The sequence below is a fragment of the Egbenema bharatensis FJBBOT/2019 genome, assembly GCF_048077055.1.
Lineage (GTDB): Bacteria > Cyanobacteriota > Cyanobacteriia > Elainellales > Elainellaceae > Egbenema > Egbenema bharatensis.
The window spans coordinates 6,912,270-6,939,207 of sequence record NZ_CP182236.1; the positions used below are offsets into that span (position 1 = coordinate 6,912,270).

22 protein-coding genes, 1 tRNA gene and 1 pseudogene are annotated in these 26,938 nt (G+C 49.3%); 3 read left to right on the forward strand and 21 right to left on the reverse strand.

Annotated elements, in window-relative coordinates; all coding sequences use genetic code 11:
• Positions 1-93: 93 nt before the first annotated feature.
• The 16 genes from ACM1PF_RS32180 to ACM1PF_RS32255 all read right to left on the reverse strand — a co-directional run bounded on the left by ACM1PF_RS32180 (position 94) and on the right by ACM1PF_RS32255 (position 18,700).
• Positions 94-1,266: a glycosyltransferase family 4 protein gene (locus ACM1PF_RS32180; protein ID WP_416670495.1), complete on the reverse strand. Its 1,173-nt coding sequence runs from the start codon at positions 1,264-1,266 to the stop codon at positions 94-96.
• A gap of 41 nt (positions 1,267-1,307) precedes the next feature.
• A complete protein-coding gene (locus ACM1PF_RS32185) occupies positions 1,308-2,447 on the reverse strand; it encodes a glycosyltransferase family 4 protein (protein WP_416670497.1) in 1,140 nt (379 codons plus the stop codon).
• Positions 2,448-2,461: 14 nt separating this feature from the next.
• Positions 2,462-3,574: an exostosin domain-containing protein gene (locus ACM1PF_RS32190; RefSeq protein WP_416670498.1), complete on the reverse strand. Its 1,113-nt coding sequence runs from the start codon at positions 3,572-3,574 to the stop codon at positions 2,462-2,464.
• A 43-nt stretch (positions 3,575-3,617) separates the two neighbouring features.
• Positions 3,618-5,051, reverse strand: a complete 1,434-nt coding sequence (locus ACM1PF_RS32195; protein ID WP_416670500.1) for an O-antigen ligase family protein — start codon at positions 5,049-5,051, stop codon at positions 3,618-3,620.
• A 108-nt stretch (positions 5,052-5,159) separates the two neighbouring features.
• A complete protein-coding gene (locus ACM1PF_RS32200) occupies positions 5,160-6,107 on the reverse strand; it encodes a glycosyltransferase family 2 protein (RefSeq protein ID WP_416670502.1) in 948 nt (315 codons plus the stop codon).
• Positions 6,104-6,958 (reverse strand): glycosyltransferase family 2 protein, encoded by an 855-nt coding sequence (locus ACM1PF_RS32205; protein WP_416670503.1) that lies wholly within the window; start codon positions 6,956-6,958, stop codon positions 6,104-6,106. Before ACM1PF_RS32205 ends, ACM1PF_RS32200 begins: the two co-directional genes overlap by 4 nt.
• Positions 6,959-7,025: 67 nt before the next feature.
• Entirely contained in the window at positions 7,026-8,039 is a 1,014-nt protein-coding gene (locus ACM1PF_RS32210; RefSeq protein WP_416670505.1) for a glycosyltransferase family 2 protein, read from the reverse strand.
• A 99-nt stretch (positions 8,040-8,138) separates the two neighbouring features.
• Positions 8,139-9,470: a lipopolysaccharide biosynthesis protein gene (locus tag ACM1PF_RS32215; RefSeq protein WP_416670506.1), complete on the reverse strand. Its 1,332-nt coding sequence runs from the start codon at positions 9,468-9,470 to the stop codon at positions 8,139-8,141.
• A complete protein-coding gene (locus ACM1PF_RS32220; protein WP_416670507.1) occupies positions 9,470-10,780 on the reverse strand; it encodes a glycosyltransferase family 4 protein in 1,311 nt (436 codons plus the stop codon). Before ACM1PF_RS32220 ends, ACM1PF_RS32215 begins: the two co-directional genes overlap by 1 nt.
• Before the next feature lie 6 nt (positions 10,781-10,786).
• Complete coding sequence (locus ACM1PF_RS32225; protein ID WP_416670509.1) at positions 10,787-11,497, reverse strand: acyltransferase; 711 nt, start codon at positions 11,495-11,497, stop codon at positions 10,787-10,789.
• Positions 11,498-11,536: 39 nt separating this feature from the next.
• The gene (locus ACM1PF_RS32230) at positions 11,537-12,469 is read right to left on the reverse strand and encodes a hypothetical protein (protein WP_416670510.1); all 933 of its coding nucleotides are present in this window, start codon (positions 12,467-12,469) and stop codon (positions 11,537-11,539) included.
• Positions 12,441-13,619 (reverse strand): glycosyltransferase, encoded by a 1,179-nt coding sequence (locus ACM1PF_RS32235; protein ID WP_416670511.1) that lies wholly within the window; start codon positions 13,617-13,619, stop codon positions 12,441-12,443. Before ACM1PF_RS32235 ends, ACM1PF_RS32230 begins: the two co-directional genes overlap by 29 nt.
• A gap of 1,087 nt (positions 13,620-14,706) precedes the next feature.
• Complete coding sequence (locus ACM1PF_RS32240) at positions 14,707-15,669, reverse strand: GGDEF domain-containing response regulator (RefSeq protein WP_416670512.1); 963 nt, start codon at positions 15,667-15,669, stop codon at positions 14,707-14,709.
• Positions 15,670-15,847: 178 nt separating this feature from the next.
• A complete protein-coding gene (murJ, locus tag ACM1PF_RS32245) occupies positions 15,848-17,467 on the reverse strand; it encodes a murein biosynthesis integral membrane protein MurJ (protein WP_416670513.1) in 1,620 nt (539 codons plus the stop codon).
• A 192-nt stretch (positions 17,468-17,659) separates the two neighbouring features.
• Positions 17,660-18,487 (reverse strand): sugar phosphate nucleotidyltransferase, encoded by an 828-nt coding sequence (locus ACM1PF_RS32250; protein WP_416670514.1) that lies wholly within the window; start codon positions 18,485-18,487, stop codon positions 17,660-17,662.
• 130 nt (positions 18,488-18,617) lie between these two features.
• A tRNA-Leu gene (locus ACM1PF_RS32255) sits at positions 18,618-18,700 on the reverse strand.
• A 173-nt stretch (positions 18,701-18,873) separates the two neighbouring features.
• Here ACM1PF_RS32255 and ACM1PF_RS32260 point away from each other — a divergent pair.
• Positions 18,874-19,647, forward strand: coding sequence for an SDR family oxidoreductase (locus ACM1PF_RS32260; RefSeq protein WP_416670515.1), 774 nt, complete (start codon positions 18,874-18,876; stop codon positions 19,645-19,647).
• Positions 19,648-19,697: 50 nt separating this feature from the next.
• Here ACM1PF_RS32260 and ACM1PF_RS32265 read toward each other — a convergent pair whose 3' ends face one another.
• Positions 19,698-20,678 (reverse strand): nucleoside hydrolase, encoded by a 981-nt coding sequence (locus ACM1PF_RS32265; protein WP_416670516.1) that lies wholly within the window; start codon positions 20,676-20,678, stop codon positions 19,698-19,700.
• A complete protein-coding gene (locus tag ACM1PF_RS32270) occupies positions 20,675-21,232 on the reverse strand; it encodes a nucleoside 2-deoxyribosyltransferase (protein WP_416670517.1) in 558 nt (185 codons plus the stop codon). The genes ACM1PF_RS32265 and ACM1PF_RS32270 overlap by 4 nt, the downstream gene beginning before the upstream one ends.
• 199 nt (positions 21,233-21,431) lie before the next feature.
• On the opposite strand from ACM1PF_RS32270, the gene rbsK reads away from it, so the two are divergent.
• The gene (gene rbsK, locus ACM1PF_RS32275; protein WP_416670518.1) at positions 21,432-22,358 is read left to right on the forward strand and encodes a ribokinase; all 927 of its coding nucleotides are present in this window, start codon (positions 21,432-21,434) and stop codon (positions 22,356-22,358) included.
• An 88-nt stretch (positions 22,359-22,446) separates the two neighbouring features.
• Here the strand turns inward: rbsK and ACM1PF_RS32280 are convergent, their stop codons facing one another.
• A complete protein-coding gene (locus tag ACM1PF_RS32280) occupies positions 22,447-22,851 on the reverse strand; it encodes a type II toxin-antitoxin system VapC family toxin (RefSeq protein WP_416676902.1) in 405 nt (134 codons plus the stop codon).
• 263 nt (positions 22,852-23,114) lie between these two features.
• On the opposite strand from ACM1PF_RS32280, the gene ACM1PF_RS32285 reads away from it, so the two are divergent.
• Positions 23,115-24,545 (forward strand): DNA cytosine methyltransferase, encoded by a 1,431-nt coding sequence (locus ACM1PF_RS32285; RefSeq protein ID WP_416670519.1) that lies wholly within the window; start codon positions 23,115-23,117, stop codon positions 24,543-24,545.
• On the opposite strand, the gene ACM1PF_RS32290 is transcribed toward ACM1PF_RS32285, so the two are convergent.
• Complete coding sequence (locus ACM1PF_RS32290) at positions 24,534-25,286, reverse strand: SinI family restriction endonuclease (RefSeq protein WP_416670520.1); 753 nt, start codon at positions 25,284-25,286, stop codon at positions 24,534-24,536. The genes ACM1PF_RS32285 and ACM1PF_RS32290 overlap by 12 nt on opposite strands.
• Positions 25,287-25,423: 137 nt before the next feature.
• Positions 25,424-26,611, reverse strand: a pseudogene (locus ACM1PF_RS32295) (IS701 family transposase).
• Between the last annotated feature and the right edge of the window lie 327 nt (positions 26,612-26,938).

Genomic DNA, 26,938 nt, shown 5'->3' on the forward strand with positions numbered 1-26,938 from the left:
GAGCCTGGGGATCGTGAATTCAATCACTTGTATAACCTTCTGCCTGGTTGACTGGGCGGGCAAGATGCCCACCCCACAAGAATTTCAGATTACTCAATAACTTTTCTCTCCCAACAGAACTGATCTAACTTGGGGGGCGATCGTTTGCCAGTTGAAGTGGGTGTGGGCGTAGGTTTGGCAGTCCGTTCTGGCGGGTAGGGGAATGCGTTCGGTGAGAATGGACTGGAGATGGTGGGCGATCGACTCTGCATCGGTGGAGGTGGTGATCAGGTCTGGCGCGAAGGGGTGGAGGATTTCCGGCATACCACCAATGGGAGTGCAGAGGACTGGAGTGCCGCAAGCCAGGGATTCCACCAGAACTAGCCCAAATCCTTCCAGGGCTTGGCTGGGAATGACGGTGAGATCGGCAGCTTGATAGGCGATCGGTAATTGTTCGTCTGGTAAAAAGCCGAAAAAACGAACGTGATTTTGTAAACCCAGTTCATTTACCTGCTGTTCTAAAGACGATCGCATTGCCCCTTTTCCTGCAATAGCCAGGAATACATCGGGAATACGCGATCGAATTTGCGAAAGAGCCAGTAGTAACCGATCAATACCCATCCGCTGGACTAAGCGACGGGGGGTAAATAGAATGAATCGATCGCTGGGTAAATCCAACTGTGCGCGAGCTTGCTGACGGTTGAGATTGAGTTGAAACCGGGCGGTATCTACCCCCCCTGGAATACTATGGATTCGTTCCCAGGGCACTTTGTACGATTGATGCAGGATTTCACCAAATGCCTGACTGAGCACAATGAATCGATCGCACTGTCGATACACACGCTGCTCCATCCACTGCTTGACGAAGGCACTGATTTTGCTCGTTCCTTCCTGCTGACTTTCCATTGCCCAGGGGCCGTGAAAGGTGAAGGTCAGAGGTACATCGTCTGGTAGCACCTGCATCAGGGGAAAGCTGTAGAGGGCAAAGTGGAGATTGATTGCATCAGGTTGCAGAAGTTGGCGTTGGGCGAAGTAACTGCGGGCTGACCACAATCGGCGTTCGATCGGGTCAGTGGGTGAGGCAAGATTGGTCAGGTGAAAGGGTAGATCGGGGGGCGGGGCAGGGAGTCCAATTCCACAGAGTTCAACGGTGTCACCGCTGGCTGCCAGGTGGTGAGTCAGTTCGTAAACATAGCGTTCGATGCCGCCGGGAGAGGTGGGGAACCAGCCAAGGGCGATTTGCAGGAGGGAGTGGGGCTGTGAGGGTATGGGGGAGTGGGTGATCATGGTCAGGGAATAGGGGAATAGGGGAATAGGGGAGTAGGGGGTCAGGGGGAGGTGGTGGATTGGAGGGTTTGGATGAAGCTTTGGGCGATCGCAGGGGTGGTGTAATGCTGGAGAACGTAGGGTCGGGCTTGGTGGACAAAGGTTTGTCGTAGAGTGGAATCACGGATCAGGGTTTTGAGGCGATCGGCTAGGGCTGCGGCATCGGCTTCGGGAAAAATTAGTCCACCGTTTGTGGCTTGAATCAGGTAGGGAATTTCACCGGAGTCAGAACCGATCACGGGAGTACCACAGGCGATCGCTTCAATCAGGACGCGCCCAAACTGCTCCTTCCAGTGGGGACGAGTTTCGGAGGGCAGCACCAGCAGCTCAAAGGCGGAAAGGTAGCGGGGAGCTTCGGTGTGGGGAATGAATCCGAGGGACTGAATTCGATCGTCTAGCTTCAGGGATTGGGCGATCGTCTGGAATTCGGCCTCATCGGTTCCGGCTCCAACGACGATTAGCCGCCAGGGTAGGGATTCGATTTGCTTCAGGGCATACAGCAAGGTTTTCAGTCCTTTTTCCTCGGAAATTCGACCTAAATAACCAATCAGCACTTGATCAGGGGAACGTTTGAGGGATTGCCGAATGGTATCAGCATCAGAATGGGGTTTGTACAGGGATGGATCAATGCCCAGGGGCAGAACCGTCGATCGAGCAAAGCCTTTTTTACTCAACACGGCTTCAACACTGTGGGACACGGGAAAAGCAAATGAACTGGATTGGAACACCATCTGCTCTATCCAGCGAATCGGCAGGGGATAGGTTTTAAAGATATTCTGGGCTGAGTAGAATCCGATCGGTCGTTGCAGGGTGAGCTGATTGGCTAAATAGATCTGGGCAGTAGCCAGGGCATAGGGTTCGTGGTGTACATAAATTGCGTCTGGCTGTAAGGCTTGTAATAATTGAATGAAGGTCGATCGGTAGAGATGAAGGGGAATATTGCCTGTATTCCAGACGGGGATGGTTTTAAATTCTCCTTGATAGGTTGACCAGCGTTCAGGAGATAAAACTTGACCGTATTCGTTTTTCCAGTTAGAAGGAGTGATAATTGTGAGATTCCAGCCAGTCCGCTGCTCTACTTCAGCATAGAACTGCTGATTGACAGACGTTGTGCAGGGATGGCTAATAATCAGGAGTTTCATAGGAGAAAGTTGGATCAGGGACTGGATCTAAGATATTCAGGATTCGATCGACTTTGGGTACTTTTCACTTCAATAGTTTGATTCAAACATTGCGCCATATATTGACCAACAGCAGTTTCAGAACAGTAGTCTTTCCACCAATTCAGGCTCGCTTGATGGAGTGATTGCAGGCGATCGGGATGATTTAGTAAATTGCTGAGGATAGTCTCTAACTCATTCCAGTTATTAATCTGAATGGCTGGAGAATCGGTGTAAAACCAGCGATCGGGCAGGGCTTCAGTGACCACAATACAGCCATACCGCAGGGCTTCAAAAAATCGGAAGGTTTCAAAGGATGTGCCTCTGGGAACCAGACAAATTTTGCTATTCATCATCCGTTCCGAATAGCTGCTCTGATCGGAGTCCCGGCTGGCGTTAAAGTCGGTGGTTAATCTCAGCTTAAGTTTCCAGTCAGGATGCAGTATTGCACTCTCCTGAAGCTGTTCTAACATTTGCTGTCTGGAAAGATTTTTGGGTGTACCCATATATCGTTTTAGCGACCAGAGGGGATAATCTCCCTGAATCACACTGCCCGCAAAAAAGACATCATCCGGGCGATGGGCGATCGGCTGAATCGGCAAATCTATCTGGTTATAGTAACCCAGAGGAATATCGTAGATGGCAGATAGGGAAGTCGATGAGAACTGCTTGGGTGAAACCTGCTTGAGTGAATTTCGCTTGAGGGAATGCCACCAGTAGTGTAAAACACCAGGAATCCGAATCAGCAAAATTCTAAAAAACTGAAGGGCGGTCAGAATGTTCAAATAAGACGGATGCCGCAACGGATCACATCCCAGAATCGGGCGCGTTCCATAACACTTAAAAACGGCTCGCACTCGATGGGCGTATTGAGGCATCCGACACCATTCATCCCCCTGGATCACTGCCACGACATTGGCTCCATAGGATGGCAGTGCATTCACATCCCAGGTGAAATAAACCGTTAATCCCTGAATACTCAGATGTTGCTCCATGACCTCAAACACCTTACCAAAGTAAGCACAGTTGGCATCGATCGTCTGGGCTGGATCAGGCGGAAACCAGGCGATCGGCGGTTGACCGGGTTTGCAGATGAAATAGTGGGTCATGGTTCAGCAACAGTAGTGAGGTGCCAGAAAAACGGAATCAGGATTATTCAACTTCAGTCAATTGGAAAGCTGCGATCGAGGGATGGGAATAATATCGGTAGGCGCAAATTAACAGTCCCAGGAATCCCCACAGGAATACGCCATTAATGCCGATGAACACGTTGCCAAGAATCACTTGAGAAAACACGCTGAGGCTGATGGCCAGGGATGCAACCGCAACTGCATCGAAATGCCGTTCCACAAACTTGGGGAGGCTGATCAGCATAATCAGCAGCCCACCCAGGTAGGGCAGTGTGCCCACCCAGCCCAGCAATACGAATAGATCCAGAATACCGCTGTCAAATCCGACCCTTAAGCCGTCCTTCTCATATCCCAAACCATTCCCGACGAATTCAAACAGACTGGCATCAAGAATTTTGAGATATTCTGCGACCCGCGCCTGATAGCTGCCATCGCCCTGAATGTCTCCCAGCGTCTCAACTCGATTCAGAATGATCGATGAAAAGGGTTCGATCGTGGCAATCACTACAATACAAGTGACCAGAACAATAAAACTAATGGTCATTCGCTTTCGCATTCTGGGCTTGGAAGCAGCAAACACCACCAGGATGCCTAAAATCCAGCCCCCCCAGGCTGCCCGTACCGCAGTCAGCAACACATTCAAATAGCCAATGATTGAAAATAGTACCCCTTTCCAGCGGAGGCTGGTTAGCATCAAAACCCCTGCCATAATCATGATGGCAAAGGGCCCCGGAGAATTTAAGGTGCTAAACACGCGAATTTGAAACGGTTCAGGACGACCAAAGCTGGTGTTTCCCAATTCAAAGACATTTTGCAACCAAAACCGATCCCAGGCGGGAGCAACTAGATATTGAATAATGCCGTATACTCCTGTGATTACTGTTCCCCACAAAAATGTATTCTGGATCATCTGGCGATATTTGGGATAGTCGCGCCAACCCACTGCGATATGCAAGCCAAAAAAGATGGGAACAAACCAGTTCAGTGCAGCAAGAATGACGGCATTTTGACCGTTACTCACGAAGCCAATTAGAATTCCATAGAATACGCCAAACCCAGAGAGATAAAACGGAAAGTTGTAAGGGCGATCGAATTTATTCAGATACCGAGCAAACGTAAAAAAAGTAATACTTGTCACCAGAAATGGAGCAAGGAGGGTCGTATTCGGCTCTGCCCAACCCGCCCGCCAGTCAATCATTCGCCGCACCCAGGGGGTGAGAAACCAGATCCACCAGGTAAAGCCCAAATACAACGTTGGATTGCGAAAATATAAATATGCGCCGACTAAAAAAGACAGACCTGGATAGGCCAGCCGCATCCGACCGGGCAGGATCAACATTCCCGCCGCTGTCAGCAGGATAAAACTGACTAAAATAATTCGCGTCAGCCTGGCATCGGAAATCTGAATTCCCTTCGTTGCAGGGGGCAAGCTGTAAGGATAGTAACGAACTTTCACAGGTTTTTCTCCATACTGAATTGCATAAAAGCTGATTGAAAAAACGCACAAAAAGAAAGAACGAAGATTGTATGCCAATGAGAAAGTAATGAAGAAGCAATGAAAAAGTTAGGATGTTCGCTGCTGCCAGGTGTGCCAACCCTGCCATCGTCCCTGGAGAGACGCTAACCATTTTTGTCCAGCTAACTTACCGTCCTGAGGCAAAAACCGCAACCATTGCACGATTCCCAAAGCACTGCGCGTACCGATTAACACAGACCAGATTAAAAAGATGATGCGCTGGAATGGATTCAAATATTCCAACAAGATTAATGTTTCGTTGTGAACGGCATTGCGAAGGGCGATCGGGTTAAACGCAAAGGTGCGCTGATCGGCATCAAACCGTTGACCTAAGTAGTGATCGACTGCGATATTGGGGTCATAGATTAGCTTCCATCCGGCTCGCTTCAGTCCCAGACAGAAAGCAATCTCAAAGTGAACCTCTGCCCCTGTGCCTTTCATCCGGGCATCGAACTGCTGCTGTCCTACGGCCGATCGCCGAAAACTCATGTTCACGCCCTTCAGCAAATCCACCTCGCGGGCTTGACCTGCACCGATGTGATGATTCCCCGTCAGCCTGCCGTACCAGGACACCTTACCCACGGGCTGATGCGCTCCCGGATGGATAGATGCAGTGTGCAGCGATTGACCGACGTGCAACCAATCCCGTCCCCCCACTCCCCCCACCTGCTGATCCGCCAGAAAATGGGCTTCAATTCGCGCCAGCCAGTCTGAATGAGGCACCGCATCATCATCTGTAACGCAGAAGATATCTCCCGTCACAGCCGCCAATCCTGCATTAAGCGCCGCGACCACGCCAGGCATTGAAACAGCGATCGGAGTGAGTGGTAACGACGGAAAACTTTGCTCCTGCAAGAGCTGCCAGGTTGCAGGGTCATCATTACGGACAATCACGAGCACTTGATCCGCAGGGCGCGTCTGATGCTGAAGGGATTCCAGGCAACGGGCTAAATCCTGAGGGCGACGGTAAGAGGGAATCAGGACGCTGATCTTCATGACTGACCTCCGGTAGGCGTACAGAGTGATGGGATGGATTGAGGGGATTGAACGGACGAAGAGTAGATTTCTAAAGGAGGGTGTAAAACTCGTTCAGTATTCTGCATTTCCCACAGCTTGGCGTAGCGAATATACTCACTGGTAGCCAGCAGTAAGGAATGGATCAGTCCCCGCATTCCTAACCGAAATTCCCCATGACGGACATAGCACCAGAAAAATCGTAAAAGGGGACGCAGTAAGAGCTTCAGGGCATTCGATCGCACCCCTCGCAGCTCTAGCATTTCAGCTTCCAGGGTGGCATAACGATTGGCGGAGGTAATGTATTCATCCATCATGTAAGCGCGCCAGTGAATTAAAGCCCCTTCCAGGAGAATGGTTTTACCTGGAACCCAAACCTCTTCATGGACTTTAACGGATGTATCGTAGCCGCTGAATTGGCGATTAAACAGCCGTACAAACTTTAGCTTGCGGTGGCGGGGAGATGAGTTAGGTAGCAGGACTCCGTAAAAATCTCCCTGGCGATCGACAGAGTAACCATCCTGGGGATCGGGGGAACCGGCCATTACCTGCTGAATGGAATGGGCCAGGATCGGAGTCACGATCTCATCCGAATCCAGAAAAAAGATCCAATCATGCTTCGCTAAAGAAATCGCTTTATCCCGTTGAGCGGCATAGCCCAGCCACTCCTGCTCGTATACCGTTGCACCCAGAGACAGGGCAATTTCACGAGTGCGATCAGTACTACCAGAATCCAGCACCAGGACTTCATCAGCCCAGGCAACACTGCGAATACAGCGATCGATAAAGGCTTCTTCGTTTTTGGTGAGAATGATGATAGAGAGGGAAGGCATGGGAGTGAGGAGTGAGGAGTGAGGAGTGAGGAGTGGGGAGTGGGGAGAATGGGCATTGCCGCCATTCTTAAGCCGTTTCGCTCACCGATGACCGTTGGGTGAGGATAGGTGGAACGAAGCTGAGGAGGAGGGCTGCGATCGTCCGGAACTGGGGCGATCGGGTGAGGGACTGGAGCAGATAGGGGCGGGCTTCTTTGGGACGGTTGGCTCGGATTAAGTTGATGCCGATACTGGTCATGGCATGGGCCCAGGCGCGATGAATCGGGGGGTGAATGGGGGTAAGGCGATCGTCTGCCAGGAAGTGTTCGTAGCAAAGGACGTGGCTTTTTTGGCGTTGAATATTGGTGTCTGTGTCCCTGGCGGAGTAGGAAGAGGTGTGGCTCTGGGGATGGACTCGATAGCGCATCAGGCGATCGGGGCAGTAGTAAGCTCCCTTGCCAGTGCGAGCCGTCAGGAAATGAACGTACATATCCCACGCGCCTCCGACCTCAGAGGGAACTTCGTTCCAGTTCACCGCCGATCGCCGGATCACCGCTGCACAAATTGCCACCGGGCCACCCACGAGTCCCAAGGGCCAATAGGGTTGATAAATGCCTTCCTGGAGCCGATCGCGTCCATGCTGATGGGCAAATTTTTCGGTTTCGGCCAGATCAATTTCTCCCGCAGCATTCACCATGTAATGATCGCTAAAGGCAATGACTAGATCGGGATTGGAATCCAGGGGAGGGACTAATTTAGCCAGAAAATCAGGTTCTAGCTGATCATCATCGTTGACGCAGACCACATAGGTTCCCTGAGTTTGCTTAAAAGCATTCATTGTATTGGTAATCAAACCCAGGTTTTGTTCATTCCGAATCAGCCGAATTCGATCGTCCTGAAAGGATTCTACTAAGGGCTGCGGATTTTCAGAGCTACAGTTGTCAGAAACAATAATCTCTAGATTGGGATAGGTTTGTTGAACCACACTCGTTAAAGCTTCCTTCAGATAGTCAGGTCGATTGTAAGTCGGGATGATCACACTAACGAGGGGCAGAGTAGATGCAGTCTTAAATAATGGTTGGTGAGTGGTTGATACGGTCATAGTCTTCATCCTGATTTTCTCATTCTGAATTGTGAGCGGCAATGAGGCAATTAGCGAAACATTTGAAATCTATAGGGCTGGTTGATCGAGGTATTATTCTTATAGGGATTGCTGCAAAAATTTATGTTTAAGCCAGCGAATATCCTCTCGATTGAGGAGCAAACTGGGCGGACGAACTTTCAGCACCAGGGGGAAACTGAGGAGGGCGAACACCAACCGTAAACTGGAGGCACACAGTAACGAGAACCCTGCTCCCACTAACCCGTAATGGGGAATGAGCATCAGCATCAGCGGCACACTGGTTCCTAAGCCGATCGCCTGCAATAGAGTGGCAATTCCGGGTTGTCCCAATGCCATGAATGCCTGAGTCAGTACCCAGGCTGTACCGCCGATCGACACTTCCAGCAGCAACAGACGAAACACGGGGATGGAACCCAAAAACTCAGAACCGTACAGCAGGCGTAGCAGGACAGGCCCTAAACCCATGACGACGATCGCCACCAGCAACGTGAACGCCATACTGATTCGAGCCACCTGCCCGGTCAACATAACCGCTTCATGGACGGGACGAGCCGCTGCCTTGGGAAACAGCACCGTTACCACTGAACTTTGAACAATGGAGATAATCCGCGACAGGCTGAGGGCAACTGCATACATTCCCATTGAGGCAGGTTCCAACAATCCCACGACGAGGGCTTGATCAATTTGTCCAGATAAGGTTCCCAGCAGATCAATCCCGTAAGCCCGAATCCCATAGCCCATCAGTCGGCGATAGGTGGGCAATAGATCGCGCCAAATGGGTTGATATTGTCGCCACAACCGCTGAATCATCCACAGGGCGATCGGCAGTCCGGGAAGCAGATAGGCAATGCCTGCGGTGACAGGAGTGAGCATTTGGGTGGATGCCAGTCCAAGCAGCAGCAGCAGGGTTAAAAACGGGGAGAGATACCTGACTTGATTTGCGGTCGTAAAATCATCATTGGCTTCAAAGGCGGCCGTGAAAACCACTCCCAATAGCGAGAGGGGAGCCGTTAACATGAACAACTGAGCCGATCGAATCACGTAGGGACTGTATTGGTTCAACCAGTGAGGAATGAACAGAATGCCAACCAGCGTTGCAAATAGCCCCAGTCCAGTTCCCAACAGTAAGGCTGCTGCAAAGGTTTCCGATCGCTTGTCAGGATGTCGTTTCAGGTTATAGAGCAAGGCACTGGGCAAACCCAGAGTCAGCGCGAAGGCCAGGAATTGCGGCCATAGGGTAATGGCGGCCTGTTCGCCTCGACCAACAGGAGCGAGTGTCCGAGCCGTGATCACCCCCGTCGCTACATTCGTCGCCAGGATTAAAAAACGAGTCATGATGGTTTGAATGGTTGCAGCCATTCCACTGCCACCCCCCATCACCCAGCGAACACTGCTGCTAATACTCTTCATCAACAACTCCTTGAGGCTGCGAATGGAATCTCTTGCAAGGTTGGTGCGATCGGTTCTGGGCAGTGCTGAATTAAGTTCGCCAGTTGAGCAAACATTTGGGGTTTTGCGTAGGAACTAACGACCATTTGTCGGGCTGCCAAACCATATTGTTCACGATTTTCAGAACACTTGAGAATGCCTTGGGCTAAAGCTTCTGGTTGTCCTACAGGAACTTTCATTCCATTCTTATCCTCTAAAACTAGATGATCAAATGCCGGAATATTACTGGTTACAACTGCCGTTCCACAACTCATTGCTTCCAGAGCGACTAGAGGAAGACCTTCAGCAGCGGAGGGTAAAGCAAAGAGACTACAGTTTTGATATCTATTTCTTAATTCAGCCTTATCTTGAACAAATCCTGAAAATGTCACCCGTTCAGATAAATTTAGTTCCTGAACCAATACTCGAAGCCGATCGCCATCGGTTCCAGTCCCAACGATGTCCAGCCGCCAATCAGAATCCAAATAGGTGAGAGCACGAATCAGATCAGAGGTGCGCTTCTGGCGATCGGTGAGACGAGCGACGGTCAGAATCAATTTCTCCTGACGGGGTATGGTGGAATCAGGACAGTAAAATTCCGTATCCACTCCATTCGGTAGAAAAACGGCATCTCCCCCAAACTGCCTCACTTTCTCCACCTGTTCGATCGTCTGACAGGTCAGCTTATAGGCTTTAGGGAGCGATCGATGTTTGTGAACTGGAATGATCAACGCATCATTACCGCCATGATCAGAACCTATGATCGGAATTTCCAGATGCTCGATTAAATAATCAAAGCGAGTCGTCCAATACTCCTGAATGTAGAGAACAGAAATCTGATCGTCCTGTAGTCCGGCGCGGAGGGAGCCAATCAGAGCGATCGCATTCACTCGCTCTTGCAGATAGGTTCCCAGTCTGGAACGCTTGAAGTAGGGCAATCGACAGGAAAGGGCATACCAGGGAGCAAGGGGTAAAAATCTCACCTGAAAGCCATCATGGGTGTGATACAAGCCCTGATGTTGTAAGGAGGCAATATAGATAATCGGTTCAATGCCATTCTCCCGCAGTCCCAGGGCATAGTCCCAGGCAAAATCATTCCGATAATGGTTCAAGTAGCTCTCTTTGTCAAAGCCGAGAACGCGGGTAAACCAACCCTCAAATCGATCGCAGTGCAGTAACAAGGCCACTCGTTTCATTTCTGTTGATCCATCAAATGGTAAATCTGGGAATCGACCTCGAACCTGGAGAATGTAGCGCGGGCATCTTGCCTGCCAGTCAAACAAATCCAGCAAGACAAATCAGGATTTAACTAAATTTGCATCCCTTGATGCGTTGCCCATACTGGTTCGGCGAGAAATCACCTTTGCTGGCACCCCCACGGCAACCGAATAGGGGGGAATATCCCTGGTGACGACAGCTCCCGCTCCAACGACGCTACCCTTACCAATGGTGACTCCATCCAGCACCGTCACTCTATGCCCCAACCAGCAATCATCTTCAATCACAATTCCCTGCTTGGTGACTCCCTGTTCTCGAATCGGGCGAGACAGATCATCAAAGCGGTGTTGATTGGCAATAATTCCAGATTGGCAGGCGATCATACAATCTTGGCCAATTTTGATATTCCCTGTGCCCACGATGTAGACATAGGGGCCGATAAAGGTTCGATCGCCAATATCAATCGTTGTGTGATCCATTGAGCCAATGTCTACTCCTCGCTCCAGAGCGACTCCCTTTCTAAGTCGTAGTAAATTATTTTCACCCTGAGCATTCAGCCGCACGCCACGAAACAAGAAAACGCGATCGTCCAATCTAATTTGATTGGAACCCAGGAGTTCTACACCATCCTGAATGAAAACGGAACGACCCAGACGAAGTAAAATTACTCGGTATAATCGGCTGCGTAAGATTTCACCCAGAAGCAGTTTTGGAATCCAGCCGAGCGATGTGGTGACAATAATCTCCTTCAAACGCACCCATTGCTGACGAAAACTAAATTGAACACTCATGGCACCAAAAGTTAACAATACGACTTTAACAACATGACTTTAACAACAGCGACTCAATCGCCCGATCGCGGCTCCACATTTGATTGCAAACTGCTTCCAAAACTGTTGCCACTTTGAATAAACGGGAATTGGCACACAGGCATACCGCCAATATGCCTGATCCGTTAAGCCAGGAACCATCCCCCTGAGGGCACTTTTGATCAATGATTTGCGCCAGGGTTTAATTTCTGCTCCCGCCGCGTGAGACATTAAATCCAACGACACTCCCCCAAAGTCCATCCCCCGGCAACCGATCGGGCTGAGGGGATAGGTTGAAACCATCAAAGCCAGGTTAAAAACGCACTGATCCCCCTGAAAATAGGGGTAACCCCTGGTAAGCTGAAACCGCTTCAGGTCAATCAGTCCATCCAGTTCCAGCATTTCCAAGAGCTTCTGCCAGTCCAGTAAAATCCCTTTCTCCCGGCGATGCAATCCAATAAACCCAGAGTTGTAATACCAACCCAGTTCACGCTGGCTAGTAAAACCGTATCGCTGGGCGAGTTCCAACCACATGAGCCGGTAAGGGTGATGGGCAGGCATTCGATCGTACCAATCTTCGCAAAGCGCGATTCCATAATGCACCCACTGTTCATAGAACTGCCAATTCCGCTTGTTGACAATATCTGGGTCAAAATAGTACAGAGCCTCAATCTCTGGGTCATACCGATCCAATACATCCAGCATGAAATCTGGTTTGTAGTTAGACAGAAACTTGTCAGTATGAAGCTCAATAAATCGTAGAACACAATCAGCAGCGACTGCGAATTCTTGATAGCCTCGTCGGGTCACTAAGGGAGCGGCCCAGGGGGGGAGTGCACCTCGATAACCAACCCAGATTACACCTCGAAACCCTTGCCGGTACAGGGAATTACTCAATACGCCAACCCCATAGTGATAGTCACGCTCATACAGCGTGCAAATGGCTGCCTTCATCTTTGGCACTCCTGGACGGTGAGATAGAAGATGGGATAGACAAGCGATCGACCGATCTGGATTCGCCTTGAGCACACAGATTTTGAACCACCTGCTCAATCTGCTCAAAGAATACAGCTTCACTGAATCGATTCACGGCATGATCCCGAATCTGGGCATAGTCCCACTGAAGATCTCTGGATTTCAACAGAGCCGCCACCAACGACTCAGGCGTTTGTTCCTCAAAAAATAGTCCCGTTTTCCCTGGAACCTGGGTATCTAAAACACCTCCTGCCCCATAGGCGATCACGGGTGTGCCACTGGCATTAGCTTCGATCGGCACCAGTCCATAATCCTCCAACGCAGCCACCACCACCGCTTGCGCTTTGGCTAACAAAAGACGACGCAACAGATCATTCAAATGACCGAGAAATGTAATGTTTTTGCCCGCCTTCGCCTCTAACCGCTTGCGTTCTGGGCCATCTCCTAAAATCATCAGGTTCCATCCCAGCCGATTAAATGCTTCCACAATCACATCTACCCGCTTATAGCTAAGTAAACGAGCTGCTGCCAGGTAAAAATTCTCCTTTTCAGCCGAGAAAGCAAACTGATGGGTGTCGATCGGATAATTAATGGTGACAGCCGCTTTGCCATAGATTTTCTGAATTCGCTGGGCAACGGTTGAGGAATTAGCAACGTACAAATCTGGCTCCTGGGCATACATCACATCCGTTTTTCGCATTGCCTGAAAAATCTGTTCCAGGAAGGGATAAAACGTCTGAAACTCTTTGTACTCCCGCAAATAGGTTTGCGTATCCCAAAGGAAGCGAGTCACATTATGGCAGAAACAAATGTGTTTGGCGTGGGGAGCCTTGCGGACAGATTTGGCAAAGCTGGATGTGCTGCTGATGATCAAATCATACCCTTGCAAATTCAACGATCGAAAGGCGGGGTAATAGAACGGAGCAAGTAAACGGAAGTATTTAGTAGCATTGGGCAAGGATTGAAGTACGGTGGTTTGTACTAAACGATCGCCCAGTTCGATCGTGCGTTTAGGGTCATAGAGCGAGGTAAAAATATCAGCATCTGGAAAGTAATTGCAGAGCAACTCAAAGACTCGTTCTGCACCCCCTTTCTGGGTTAAGTAGTCATGAACCAAAGCAATTTTCATCGCCAGAGATCCTCAATGAATGGCAAATCCTCACCCCTTAGCATCGCTGCACAAAGGGTTATTTTGTAGGTTTGCTCCAGGGAACAATATAAAAACAAATTCGATTCCAAGAACCAGCCGGGTTGTTGGAATTTGAAGCCTACTCCGGCTTCAGAAATTATTTAGTTTAGTTGAGGCTCAAAAACTAATATCTGTGTGCTCTGCTCCGCAGGAACCTCATGAACTCACATTTCAATAGGTTGCGTTTTTAATAGGTTGCGTCAATCAAATCTTTCGGAATTTAGAACTCTCGTATCCTTAACTACGGCTGCAATCCAATCTGTTCCGGACTAAAACGTGGTGAAATTTCAAATTCAATCCCATTGATAGTTTGGAAGCCGAATCCATCATCTTCCAGGATGGTGAACTCATGCTTTACTCAACCATCATTTCTGAAATTCAATTTTCCATTCGATCTTCAAACAGGAGTTTAGGCGTGAGCACTGTAAGAGCGTGATTGATTAACGCCACTGGTAGAACTGTTCAGACAACAAAACAATGATTTTAAATTCCCTGATTCGTAGGCTTTCAGACCATTTTTGAAATGGTAGCCAAAGATATCTCTTAACTGCATTAACTGTTTCTTAAATTAAGCCGATCGCCATATTCGCCACCATGTTTTCCATAGAAAATGTAACCCTAACCATCTAGGCTGAACGGAATGAAGTTACAGAAAACATTCAAAAATGACAATCAAGAAAAATGGTAATCAAACATGATTTCGACCTGCTTGGTAATACACCCAGACTCGTAGCAGCCTTTCCAACCTTGCGGAACGTTACTATCCCTCGAATCACAGTATCAGTTGATCCTTCAGTTGATACTGTGGGCTTTACTAGCGGACTTTACTGATCTTTATAGTCGAAATTATAGCGTGTTGCCCAAGACTTACTGTATTTCTCCTAACAGCTTTACAGAAAATTCATGCTAAAGTCACCCCGATTGATGAAAAATTTTCTGAAAAAATCATGTTTTCCGTATAAGCCCTGTGATTTTTGCTGTCAATGCATCCGATCGCACAGGGTGCAGGGAGGTTGGGAACAGGACTTCAAGCCTCAGCATCAGAACCAACGACTCGATTTCGTCCCAATGCCTTAGCCTTCAGCAGGCGTTGATCGGCACGTTGCAGTAAACTGTTGCCCTTGGCATCATCTCTGGCTTGTAAAGTTGCAACCCCGGCACTGATAGTAATCTTCAGCTCCAAATTTTCATCGATCGCAAAGGGCTGTTCTCTAATCAATTGACAGATGCGATGGGCAATTTGCTCAGCTTCCTGGCAACCCGTATCACTTAAAAGAATCACAAATTCCTCGCCACCATAGCGAAACGGCGTATCGTAAAAGCGCAAATTATGACGTAATCGGGCAGAGAGGAGCTGAAGGGCCGTATCTCCCACCAGATGCCCGTAGGTATCATTAATTCGCTTAAAGTAGTCTACATCTAACATCAACAGGCTAATGGGGGCGCGGCGGTGACGGGCATTTTTAATTTGTCGGGGTAACTCCCACTCAAAGGCACGGCGGTTGTTGAGTTCGGTGAGCGGATCAGACAGCGCGATCGCAGACAGAACATCATTAGTCCTCATTAGCTCACGGTGGTTCTGGACTCGACGCAATCCAGCAAACACATAGGCTTGCAAGAGGCGATTCCAAAAAACTTGCTGAGTTGTTATGGCGGCTTCAGTCGGAAAAGCCAGGTAGGCATCGGCTCCAGCATTGAGAGCTGCTGTTTCAATTTCAATTTTTCTCAGTCCATCCTGCAGTTGCTCATCAATGACGATGCAGTAAATCCAGGACAGACGATTTTGTGATTTGAGCTGACGACAAAGATTGAGACTGTCGGGCTGACTGGCTTGTACCAGCAGCAAGTCTGGCTGTTGAGCCTGAATCAACGGAGTTGCCTCAAACGGATCGGCTGCAACCTCGATCGCCAAAGTTGCCAAATCTCGAATTAAATCTAAAACAGAAGCCTGGAAGCGATCGCTCCCAATCAAAAGTACTGAAGCATCCATCCAATCTCTGTGGTATCGAAGGTACAGCTTGTTTTGTGGAAGAAAGAAAAAAATAGTCTACAGCAAACCAGGACTCAGGCCTACAGCATTTTTGCCGCAAACCTGTGATCAGAAAACTTTGGGTCAGGTCTTGAACCCCCGTTGAGGATCGATTACAAAGATTGATTACACCATCGGGTCAGCCTGGACGCTGAAACTTTCGACGAATTCGCCCCACGATTTGCTCCACTTCAGCCAGCCGCAATTGGGACAGGATTCCAGCAAATACACTGAGTCCCACCAGTCCCGCCAAGCTCAGTTGCAAAAGTTGCAGGAAAAACCCTTCCGTGCCCCAAACCTGCTGAAGTCCCCAGAGTACGCCCCAACAGGTCAGCCCGGTCAACAGGCTCCCCAGCGTTAACCCAATAATCGGCTGGCTCCAACTCCGCCAGGGCAAACCATTCAGCTTGCGATCGAGCACAACCAGTAGCCAGGTCATGGAGATCACGTTGACCCCCACTGTGGCCAGTACCAGCCCCGGCGCACCAAACCGCTGGATCAGCAAAAAGTCCAGAAGCGCGTTCAAAAAGATGTTGACAATACTAATCCGAAACGGCGTGTCGCTGTCTCCCAGAGCATAAAAGACCCGAACCACTACATCTCGCCCCAGGTAGACAAACATGCCGATCGCATAGGCAATCAGTACCGAGGTGACAATCTGGGAGGCTTCTTGATCGAAGGCATAGCGTTCGTAGACCACACGGACGATGGGATGGGCCAGGGCAATGAGGATAGCACTGAGGGGCAGCATGGTGATGGCCGTCATGACTAAACCCTGACGAATTCTCACCTTGAGTTCATCCCAGTCAGCGGGATCAGCCAGTCGGGAAAAAATGGGCAGAAAGGGCACCAGGATCACGTTGGAAATAATGCCGAGGGGAGTCTGAACCAGCAGATTGGCATAGGTCAGCGCAGCGGCCGCCTGGGGGATGAAGGAGGCAAAGAATAGATCGGTATAGACATTAATCTGCATCATGCCGGAAGCCAGGGTTGCAGGCCCCATCAGCCGCACCGTTTCCCGTACGCCAGGGCGATTAAAGTCAAACCGCAGCCGTAACCGTCCCAAGCCCGATTTCCACTGGGCTGGAACCTGAATCAACCACTGCAACAGGGCCCCCGCTAACGTCCCCCAGGCCAGCACCTGTCCACCCAGCACCGCATACCGAGCTGCCGTTACGTCTTCCCCCAGCACACCAGCCAATGCGCCCAGAGCGACGAGTACCGCCAGACTGGAAAACAGGGGACTCACGGAGGGCAACCAGTACTGATCATCCGCATTGAGCACACCAAAACCAATGCCGATCAATCCAGACAGGAGGGCCATTGGAGCCATGATCCGCAACTGCTCCACGGCGATCGCTTTCGTTTGAAGACCAAACTCGGTCTGACTCAGCCCCGGAGCCACCACATCAATCAAAGGATCGGCAAAGAGAAACATCAGCAAGCTGGCCAGGAGCATGACACCGCCCACCAGAGTGGTAACGGTTTCAATCAGGGGGGCAATTTCCTCCCGCTGCCGCCTGGAAACCACACTGACGATCGCACTATGAAACGGACCATTGATCCCGCCCAGCAAAATCAAAAAGAAGCCTGGAATCACGTAGGCATAGTTATAGGCATCTGCGACTACACCCACCCCAAATGCCGCTGCCAACGCCTGTTGGCGAAGGAGTCCCATCACTTTACTTAAAAGCGTGGCCGCAGCGACAATTCCAGCAATTCCAGCCAGCGATCGAGCCGATTTCTTAACGTCAGACACAGAGATTTAGAGGTAGAGCTTAAAAGAACATGAATCAATTCCAGCGTTCAGTCTAGCAGGAGTTTTGTCGTTCTTGGCTGCAAAGTTCTCAGGATCGTGACTCAAATAACCTGGAATTATTCTGCTTTGTTGACTGGGCGGGCAAGATGCCCACCCCACAAGAATTTAGGTTATTAAATTTGCATTATCTAATTAAGATGATCCCGGTGCCGCACCAAACTCTTGAATCGCCTTTGCCAGATCATCCGGTGTACCTACATCCAGATAATGACCCTCTGGAAAAGTCTCCGCCTGCACCTGCAAGCCGGCCTCAATGCCTGCCTGAATTACATCGCCGATTGGCACTTCTCGGTCGGGGGTTGCAGACTGCACGTACTGATGCAAAAACTCTGTGAAGGTCGGAGTCCAGACGGCGATCGCCCACATATATTTCAAATCACTTTGCGGCGGCTTTTCAATGATCTGGCACACGCGCCCCGTTTGATCAAACTCCACCACTCCCACCTTGCGAGGATTATCCGTGGGAAACAAACCCAGCACCACATCCGCCTGGGTCATCGCCTGCCGCTTCAGTAGGGCGGTATAAGCATCCTCTGGCTGAAATAAAATGTCGGGGAATCCCAATGCCACCATTGCCTGCTGGACAAAAGGATAGGCTTGATTCAGCGTATAGGGCACTCCATCCGCCACATGAACCGTCAGATAGCCCAAATGCATCTTCAGCATGGAACCATCCCCAAAGTAAGCTGGAATGTCCCACTTGCCCGGACGCAGGATAAAAAACGCCTTCTGCACTCCCGCTAACCGCATTTTCTCTAGCAAATAATGGCTCACGACCTTCGGTGAGAGCCGATCGGCTCCTGGAAGCTGATGAAAGCCGATCGGATAAATTTCCTTGCTCATGGGGAGTGGGGAAAGCCGAGTTGCTCTGCCGCCTGCCGGGAGAAGCCCAATTAGCTCTGGTTTGGCAGGAAGGTTGGAAGGGGAATCTGCTGGGGGTTGGGGTTGTCCTCTGTTCATTGCCTGGCCTTATTAGTCCTCAGTTGATTAGGCGAGCAAGATGCCCACCCACCAAAGTTTCCAGCCTGCCTCAGTCCTCAGTCCTCAGTCCTCATCAGGCGAATTCGCAGGTCACAACTAACTATCTCAATGGGGGCGGAGAGACTTGAACTCTCACGACCTTGCGGTCAACGGATTTTAAGTCCGTAGCGTCTACCATTCCGCCACGCCCCCGAAATTTCAGTCTTCCATCATATCATAGTCTGCCGTCCAGATCGAAGTGCTTGCGAAAGCGTATGATCAGTGGGCAACCCTTATTCATTGCTCTGGTCTATTCCAGCATTATGGGGTAACACCGGGCAATAGACTATGAATAACGCCTCTAGAAGGTTACATCAAATTGAGACATGGTATCCATCCAAAATCAAATTGTTTTGGTGACAGGTGCAAGCAGCGGCATTGGCGAAGCCTGCGCTCAGGTCTTTGCCCAAGCCGGAGCAAACCTGATCCTATCCGCTCGACGGCTCGATCGCCTGGAAAAATTAGCGCAATCGATCGCTGATCAGCATCATGTTCAGGTTTATCCCCTTCAGCTTGATGTGTGCGATCGCACCCAGGTAGAGACTGTATTGAGCGGGTTGCCGGAACCCTGGTCGAACGTTGATATCTTGATCAACAATGCGGGGTTAAGCCGAGGGCTGGACAAACTGTACGAAGGGGAAATCCAGGACTGGGAAGAAATGATCGATACCAACGTGAAGGGATTACTCTACGTGACGCGATCGATCGTACCCGGAATGGTGCGCCGAGGTCAGGGACATATTATTAACATTGCCTCTGTCGCGGGTCATCAAGCTTATCCAGGGGGCGGAGTATATTGTGCTACCAAAGCAGCGGTTAAAACGTTGTCATCTGGATTAAAAATGGACTTGCTGGGAACACCGATTCGCGTCAGCAATGTGGATCCAGGGCTGGTTGAAACGGAATTTAGCCAGGTGCGATTTCATGGTGATACGGAACGAGCCAGAACAGTCTACGAGGGTTTGACCCCGCTCACCCCAGGGGATATTGCAGAAGTCGTTCTGTTCTGCGCCACTCGCCCACCTCATGTGAGCATCAGCGATGTTTTAATCCTGGCGACGGATCAGGCCACTGCTACGATGGTGAATCGGCGATCGTGAAAAAATTTCAGTACTCCCCACTCCCCACTCCCCACTCCCACCCGATCGAACTAAAGAATTAGCTTCAAATCCTCCGCCATCACCGCCAGGAGATTAACTGCATCCACCCCTACAGCAACCCAGGCATTGGCTCCGGCCTTGGCTTTGTTCCGGCGATCGAACAGCGTTTTGCCTCTGGTCCATTCTCCCCTAGTTTCAATCCAAACCTGGGCCCGTCGAAATGTTAACGTTTCAGGATAGAACAAATAGGCCAGCGTTGCCGCATCATGTACCAGAAAGCCCGGTGTTCCTTCAGTTTCTCGAAAAGCCAGGGCAGTGCCCGTCATGAACTGGCAGAGGGAAATCATGAATTGTGCCACTTCACTTTCGGGTTTTACCTGTGCGATCGCCTTTGCTATCTCTGTTGTAAGAATCAGCTTGCGAGTGATATCCAGGGGAATTACAATTAGGTGATCACAGGTATCAAATACCAATTTCGCCGCTTCTGGATCATAGGCAATATTGAATTCAGCTTCCGGCGTAATATTTCCAGGAACTGCAAACGCACCCCCCATAATCACAATTTCCTTAGCCAGCTTCAGGATACCGGGGGACTTTTGCTCCGCAGCCGCCAGATTGGTCAGAGGGGCGATCGCAACGATCGTCATTTCTCCGGGGGATTCCTTCAGTTTTTCAATCAAAATATCATCCGAACTACGTGCCGCTTCATAGGATTGAATTGATTCAGGCAGCGTATGGGACAAATTTCCCATGCCATCTTTACCATGAATCGCACCCGCATCCTCCACATCATCCCTATCCGATCCGCCAATGATGCCGCGCCCCACCTCCACATCGGCAAAACCGCCCAGGGTTAACAACTTGGCTGAAGCTGCAAAGGTCAGTTGGGCATGAACATTGCCATCCACACTCGTTACCGCCACAATCTCAGCCAGTCCCTGTTTTGCCAGACTCATTAACCACAAAAACGTAAAGGAATCATCTCCGCCTGGATCGGTATCCAGAATAATTTTGGGTACTTCAATACTCATAGAATCCGATTCCCCTGCCCCAACAACCGATCGCCTGCTATTTTCACAACCGTTTCAAACACCTCCAACCGGGTGTAGTAACCATCAAGCTCAACCATTTCACAGGCAAATGTTCCACCGCTGGTGTGGATTGCGCCTTCCAGCATCAGGTTGTCATGCATCTCAAAGGACTCGATCGACTGCCCCTGTTCATCGATGCCAGGGGTGTTTGTGGGAACGCGATCGACATAGAGCCGTCCATCGTTGCTATAGCCAAAGACAGGTTTAGCTTGACCCGCAAAGTAACCCATTTCAAATGCCGTACCGACATCCATACTGCATCCCCGAAACGGAGTCATGTTGGCAATGATCAGATCGCAGCGATCCATCAGGGTAATATTACTCTGGTAAATGGCCATGCCTGCTTCAAACGGAGACAGATTTGCCAGATCCAGGGTGGTATCCAGGGGAAACAGTCCCGTGAAACCGTATTTTTTACAAATCGCTTGCTTGGCTTTTGCAGCCGCCATTGGGTCAGGTAAAAATACCTCTGGCCCAGCTAGATAAACCTTCACGATCGTCCCTCCTCAAATCACCGTACACCAACGAATCGATCGGCGATCGACGGAAAAAAGATAGGCGAGTCCGAAGAATCCCAGGACACCGATCAATGAAATCACTCGTTTCATGAATATTCCGAAGATACCACAGGATAAAGATTAACCAGACATTAATGAACTTATACTGGTCAGAACTTTATCAGTGAGAACCTTTATGTCAGTCGTTGTCTTCGGCAGTATCAACATGGATTTGGTAGCCCGTACTCCACGCCTGCCTGCACCGGGGGAAACGTTGACCGGGCATTCCTTTGAAACCGTACCGGGGGGAAAGGGTGCAAATCAGGCGGTGGCGGTGGCGCGATTGGGTGTACCCACGCAGATGGTGGGCAGAGTCGGACAAGATGCCTTTGGGCAGGAGTTGCTCAAGGGACTAAAAGCCAGCAACGTTGAGTGCGATCGCGTTTTGATTGATCCAGCCACCCATTCGGGCGTAGCGGTGATTGCTGTAGATGATGCCAGCGAAAACAATATTATTCTGGTGCCGGGAGCCAACGGCCAGGTTGATGAACGGGATGTCGATCGCCTCAAGCCAGTCCTCCCCCAGGCGAAAGTCCTGATGCTTCAGCTCGAAATTCCCCTGCCGATGGTAGTGGCGGCGGCCAAAGCGGCAAAGGACGCAGGTGTGATGGTAATGCTCGATCCGGCTCCAGCGCGATCGGACTTACCCAATGAACTGTACCCGTTGATAGATATCATGACACCGAATCAGGTGGAAACCAGTCAGCTGGTCGGGTTTGCAGTAGATGATTTGCAAACGGCAGCCAAAGCAGCCCACGTTCTTCATCAGCGTGGCATCCAAACGGTGATCACAAAACTCGGTAAGCTGGGTGCATTCTGCATTACCCCAGAGGAAACCTTTGAGATTCCGATTTTTCCCGTGCAGGCGATCGATACGGTTGCAGCGGGAGATGCCTTCAATGGCGGCTTGGCTGCGGCTCTGGCTGCAGGATTGAACTGGAAGGAAGCAACTCGTCAGGCATCAGCCGTTGCGGCCATTTCTGTAACGCGCCTGGGAGCACAGCCCTCGTTGCCGACGCGGGAAGAGTTGGAGGAGTTTTTGAAGATGAGGAGTGAGGAGTGAGGAGTGAGGGGCGCGGCTTTCATCCTAACGTTGGACAGCGTTTGCGACAAGCTGACAATGAGATCGTAATCCATACCTCCCAACCAGCCTAACCACCATTTTGCTGCTTGACTTGCTGCAACAACTCTTGAATGGATAAAACGGGTATAGGTGAATTCAAAAACCCTTGAGCATCACGGGTCACAATTGCTTCTAATCCTTGAGTAACGGCGCTAAAAATTTGAACAGCGTCTTCAAAATCAACCAAGCCAGAGTTGAAAGCCAATTCCAGAACGACTCGGTCAACCGGACAAATCATCATGGCGGTCAGTATTTCTGAGACTGCTTGCCGCGCTTGCTCACCACTACGGGTGTGTCTGCGTGAGATATGGAAAATATCCGTTAGTATTGTTGCTGTAACATAGCCAACAATATCGCCTATATCAATTGCCTGAACCAGCAGTTCTGCATCCTGAAAAAATGGTTTTCGTTGCAGCAAAAAATCTAGAACAATAGAAGCCGCTTGTACCGGGCTTTGTGACGATCAGCCCGTTTAGCAAAATTTTTAATAAGGTGATCGCACTGATAAAGAGCCTGCTGCTTTCTCTCCTTTGCAACTCACCGATCGCCTCTGTACCGTCCGCACCAACGCAGTGTTCGACAGCTGGCACTACCTTTGGACAAAACGCTGAGACAAGAACATTTGTTCACAATACTTGCAAGCATGCTGCTTTGGCAGTAGCATGGGTACCTGGTTTTAGTTTCGCGTCCGAAAGCATGGCTACCCAATACATCTCTGTAAAAGAGACATCTGAAATCTTAAACTGCTCAGAGCAATATGTTCGTCAGCTACTCCGGTGTGGCGAAATCAGTGGTGAGAGGATCAGCAGTCGGTGGATCGTAGCATCAGAGTCTGTTCAGAACTACCGTATCAAGGGAGAAGATACAAGCTTAAGCATTCCCGATCATGGGCGGCGTGCGTTCGGCAAACCTGGTCTAAAAGCGTTGAGTTTTTTTTCTGGTTGTATGGGTTTGGACTTGGGACTAGAAAAGGAAGGTATCCAGGTGTTACTTGCTTGTGAAATCGATGCAGCCGCCCGGAAAACTATTGAAATCAATCGACCAGATATGGCACTGATCGGGGATATTCGCGATTACTCAGCAGCAAAAATTCGAGAGAAAGCAGGACTGAGTTCGACTGATGAAATTGATGTAATGGTTGGCGGTCCGCCATGCCAAGCCTTCAGCAGTGCGGGAAAGCGCCAAGGATTCAATGATGAGCGAGGCAATGTCTTTTTAACATTCATCGATTTAATCATTGAACTTAAACCCAGATTTGCAGTAATTGAAAACGTTCGAGGATTGTTATCCGCTCCATTAAAACATAGACCTCATGAAATGAGAGGAAAGAATTTTCCACCATTATCTCAAGATGAACAAAGAGGAGGCGCATTACTTTTCATTACACAAAGGCTAAAAGATGCAGGATATAGTGTTTCTTTCAACCTGTACAATGCTGCTAATTTTGGGTCTCCACAACAACGAGAAAGGGTTGTCATCGCTTGTAGTCGTGATGGAGAAAAACTTCCCCATCTCGCACCCACCCATTCAGAGAAAGGTTTATATGGACTGCCAACATGGAAAAGTTTACGAGAGGCTCTAGAAGGTCTTCCTGAGGATGGACATCATTTTGTCAAGTTTCCTGAAAAACGACTCAAGTATTACAGGTTGCTAAAGGCTGGACAATACTGGCGGGATTTACCAGAAGAGTTGCATCAAGAGGCATTAGGGGCTTCTTATCATGCAGGAGGCGGAAAAACTGGTTTTTACCGCAGGCTAGCTTGGGATAAGCCTGCCCCGACGTTAGTAACTCATCCGGCTATGCCTGCAACTGACTTAGCACATCCAGAAGAAGATAGACCCCTCAGTATTGAAGAATACAAGCGTATTCAAGAATTCCCAGACGATTGGATTATCTCAGGTACTTTACTCGATCAATATCGGCAAGTTGGTAATGCCGTACCTTGCTCTCTAGGAAGAGCGATCGCTAGGATGTTGCTATCTCACTTGAAGGGTGAGATGCCTGTTACTTACCCAGATTTTCCGTATTCTCGCTACCATAAAACGGATGATGTCAGTTGGATGAGTGATATGGGTTGTTTTGAGAAATCCTCAGCAAAACAACTATCTCTTAACTTAGTTGGATGAATCCGATAAATCCTTCCAAGGATTATCCACTTCAATAGCCAAGGCATCTGGATTAACAATTAGAACTTGTTGAACAAAGGCAACAAAGTTTTCTTCCGAAAAGCGATCTGTATCGTACTTATCATTGAAATAAAACCATCGATAGGAACCTGTTTTGGCATCAACTCGATACCACTTTTCAATGGGCTGCTTAATTCTTACTCTGGACGATGAACTGTTTTCCGAGTTGCTGCGATTTTTGACCTGTAAGAGAGAACCATCGACATTGCAAAAATCTACGTGCCGAACAGATTCTCCCCAACAACAATACCAACCATAATCAGCAAGTTGCTCAGCTAGAAATTCCTCTAGTAGTAGTCCTTGAATATTTTCGGCGGACATCGATAGCCTATGGGCATATTTGATTTGCTCAAGTTGCTCTATTGTTAGTCCGGTCAGTCGAGCGTTGATGATTATACTGACGATTGGATCGGCAACTGTGCCTGGGAGTTGTGAGATCCGCCTTGAAATTCGATTTTTATAGCTGTCGTTATACTTCTTTAACCAAGCCTTGGCTAGCCTTTCTGGGGTGCTAGCTTTTAGAGTTGGAGAAAGTCCTGGATTTCTGTAGCAGGCTGAGAGAACCGTTTGGTGTGCTTCAAGCAATAGCTGATCTTGTCCAGAGAACGCATCTTCAAAAATCTTTAAAAAATTTTCTTCGGAACTTGAGGTGCTAATAATGCTATCGAAGTTAACAGGCATCTGATGTTTTCCCTCGGAACGTACAAATCATGCAACAGAAATGTCCACAATTGTACGCCACAGTGATTTTCCTGGATTTGCGCCTCAAAGCTTAAACGGTTGTCCTCGAACAGGTAAGATACCCCTCTTTAATCACTCTAAGCAGATGAAAAGATCAGTTGCCAGTTCAAACAACGCACCCGTGGACAGACAAACTGATTCATCTGGTGCATCAATTGCTCAAATCCAGCTTCTAATGACGCGATCGGGAAAACCTCCAACCATCGTTTGAGCCAGTTGAAACAAATCAACGGTTGAATGATCAATCGCAGGTTATTCAATAAATTCTGCCAACCGCCTTGATTGTTCTACCAAGGGTGTTGTGCAAACTGCTGATGAGCCAGGGGACAAGCATCATTGAAAGCATCGGCAAACAGACTGACCATGAGAAAGGCACTCATGACCAACTCCCACCATTTCTCAATCTGCTCATAGCTTGTCATGCGAAAGTCAGCCCAACCCAGTGTATCTTTGGCTTGCTTGAGTCCATACTCAATCCAGGTTCTAAAGCCATAGTGGTTGCCAATTTCACTCAAAGCGACCGCAGGGGCACAGACCATGACAAAGGAAGTCGAGTTGTCAGGTAAGGCTTGGGGGTCTGTGGTGAGCAGCCAATATTGCTGGCGACGACGCTTGCCATAAATCACCTCTGCCATGTAACGCACCTCCGTCGTGCCATTGCTGAAGGTGCGCTTGAATTCCTGCCAAGGTTCTTGGTAAACCTCCTCTTCTTCGGGTAACCAGAGTCCGTGGTTGCTGCGAATGGCCAGGATATAGGGCAACTTTAACTCGTCGAGGACATTGACAAAGTTGACTTTGCTTTCGCCGTACAAGCTGTCTGCCAGCACCAGTTCAAACTGAAATCCCATTGCTTGCAATTGCCGGATCATCTTAGCTGCAATTTGTGGTTTGCTCTGGTATTGCTCGCTGTCCTTCAGGCGTTCTCTGGGCTTATACACCTCAAACGTCAAAGGAAGAATCATCCCGTCTACCAAGCCATAAGCCGTAACCGCAACAATCCCGTTTTCCTTCTTGCCCACATTGCCAATGTATTGCCGTTTGACGTAATCGGTACTGTTTCCCTTTTTGCAATCGCCCGTCTCATCGATTAACAGAATCAAGGTTCTGCCATTAAGCACCTTGAGAATTAACTCCAATCTCTTTTGACGCAGTTGTTCTCCACTCCAGGGAGATTCAGTTAAGAAGTGATGTAACGATTGTTGGTTGTCTAAGCCGACCACTTTTGCAATCGCAGGCAAGGACTTGCGCTTGATGTCACTGATCATACCCAAGTGGAGGAGTTTGAAGGCTTCAAAGCTTCGCACTTATGGAAACAACCCCTCATACAATTGGCAGTATTCATCGACAAATCGAATCGTGGGTCGAGCCTCTCTTGAAGCAGACATAAATTCCAAAGCATCTTAAAACTCTCTATCCCCATTCTAAATTCTTCTCCTTAGATTAAAGAGGGATATTAACCTTCTTGTGGGATGGGCATCTTGCCCGTCCTTCTTTTTTCCGATCGACTCATCATCCGATCGACTCATTAGGCAGTCTGTAAAACCAAGGGCGATTCACAAAAAACAAGGGCGATTCACGAATCGCCCCTACAA

What these genes read in the sequence shown, in the direction of transcription:
- ACM1PF_RS32260 (WP_416670515.1), top strand. Translation starts at nt 18,874, where the DNA reads ATGGTATCCATCCAAAATCAAATTGTTTTGGTGACAGGTGCAAGCAGC.
- ACM1PF_RS32200 (WP_416670502.1), bottom strand. Translation starts at nt 6,107, where the DNA reads ATGAAGATCAGCGTCCTGATTCCCTCTTACCGTCGCCCTCAGGATTTA.
- ACM1PF_RS32230 (WP_416670510.1), bottom strand. Translation starts at nt 12,469, where the DNA reads ATGAAGGCAGCCATTTGCACGCTGTATGAGCGTGACTATCACTATGGG.
- ACM1PF_RS32210 (WP_416670505.1), bottom strand. Translation starts at nt 8,039, where the DNA reads ATGACCGTATCAACCACTCACCAACCATTATTTAAGACTGCATCTACT.
- rbsK (WP_416670518.1), top strand. Translation starts at nt 21,432, where the DNA reads ATGTCAGTCGTTGTCTTCGGCAGTATCAACATGGATTTGGTAGCCCGT.
- ACM1PF_RS32190 (WP_416670498.1), bottom strand. Translation starts at nt 3,574, where the DNA reads ATGACCCACTATTTCATCTGCAAACCCGGTCAACCGCCGATCGCCTGG.
- ACM1PF_RS32285 (WP_416670519.1), top strand. Translation starts at nt 23,115, where the DNA reads ATGGCTACCCAATACATCTCTGTAAAAGAGACATCTGAAATCTTAAAC.
- ACM1PF_RS32180 (WP_416670495.1), bottom strand. Translation starts at nt 1,266, where the DNA reads ATGATCACCCACTCCCCCATACCCTCACAGCCCCACTCCCTCCTGCAA.
- ACM1PF_RS32265 (WP_416670516.1), bottom strand. Translation starts at nt 20,678, where the DNA reads ATGAGTATTGAAGTACCCAAAATTATTCTGGATACCGATCCAGGCGGA.
- ACM1PF_RS32215 (WP_416670506.1), bottom strand. Translation starts at nt 9,470, where the DNA reads ATGAAGAGTATTAGCAGCAGTGTTCGCTGGGTGATGGGGGGTGGCAGT.
- ACM1PF_RS32225 (WP_416670509.1), bottom strand. Translation starts at nt 11,497, where the DNA reads ATGAGTGTTCAATTTAGTTTTCGTCAGCAATGGGTGCGTTTGAAGGAG.
- ACM1PF_RS32290 (WP_416670520.1), bottom strand. Translation starts at nt 25,286, where the DNA reads ATGCCTGTTAACTTCGATAGCATTATTAGCACCTCAAGTTCCGAAGAA.
- ACM1PF_RS32205 (WP_416670503.1), bottom strand. Translation starts at nt 6,958, where the DNA reads ATGCCTTCCCTCTCTATCATCATTCTCACCAAAAACGAAGAAGCCTTT.
- ACM1PF_RS32185 (WP_416670497.1), bottom strand. Translation starts at nt 2,447, where the DNA reads ATGAAACTCCTGATTATTAGCCATCCCTGCACAACGTCTGTCAATCAG.
- ACM1PF_RS32235 (WP_416670511.1), bottom strand. Translation starts at nt 13,619, where the DNA reads ATGAAAATTGCTTTGGTTCATGACTACTTAACCCAGAAAGGGGGTGCA.
- ACM1PF_RS32250 (WP_416670514.1), bottom strand. Translation starts at nt 18,487, where the DNA reads ATGAACAGAGGACAACCCCAACCCCCAGCAGATTCCCCTTCCAACCTT.
- ACM1PF_RS32240 (WP_416670512.1), bottom strand. Translation starts at nt 15,669, where the DNA reads ATGGATGCTTCAGTACTTTTGATTGGGAGCGATCGCTTCCAGGCTTCT.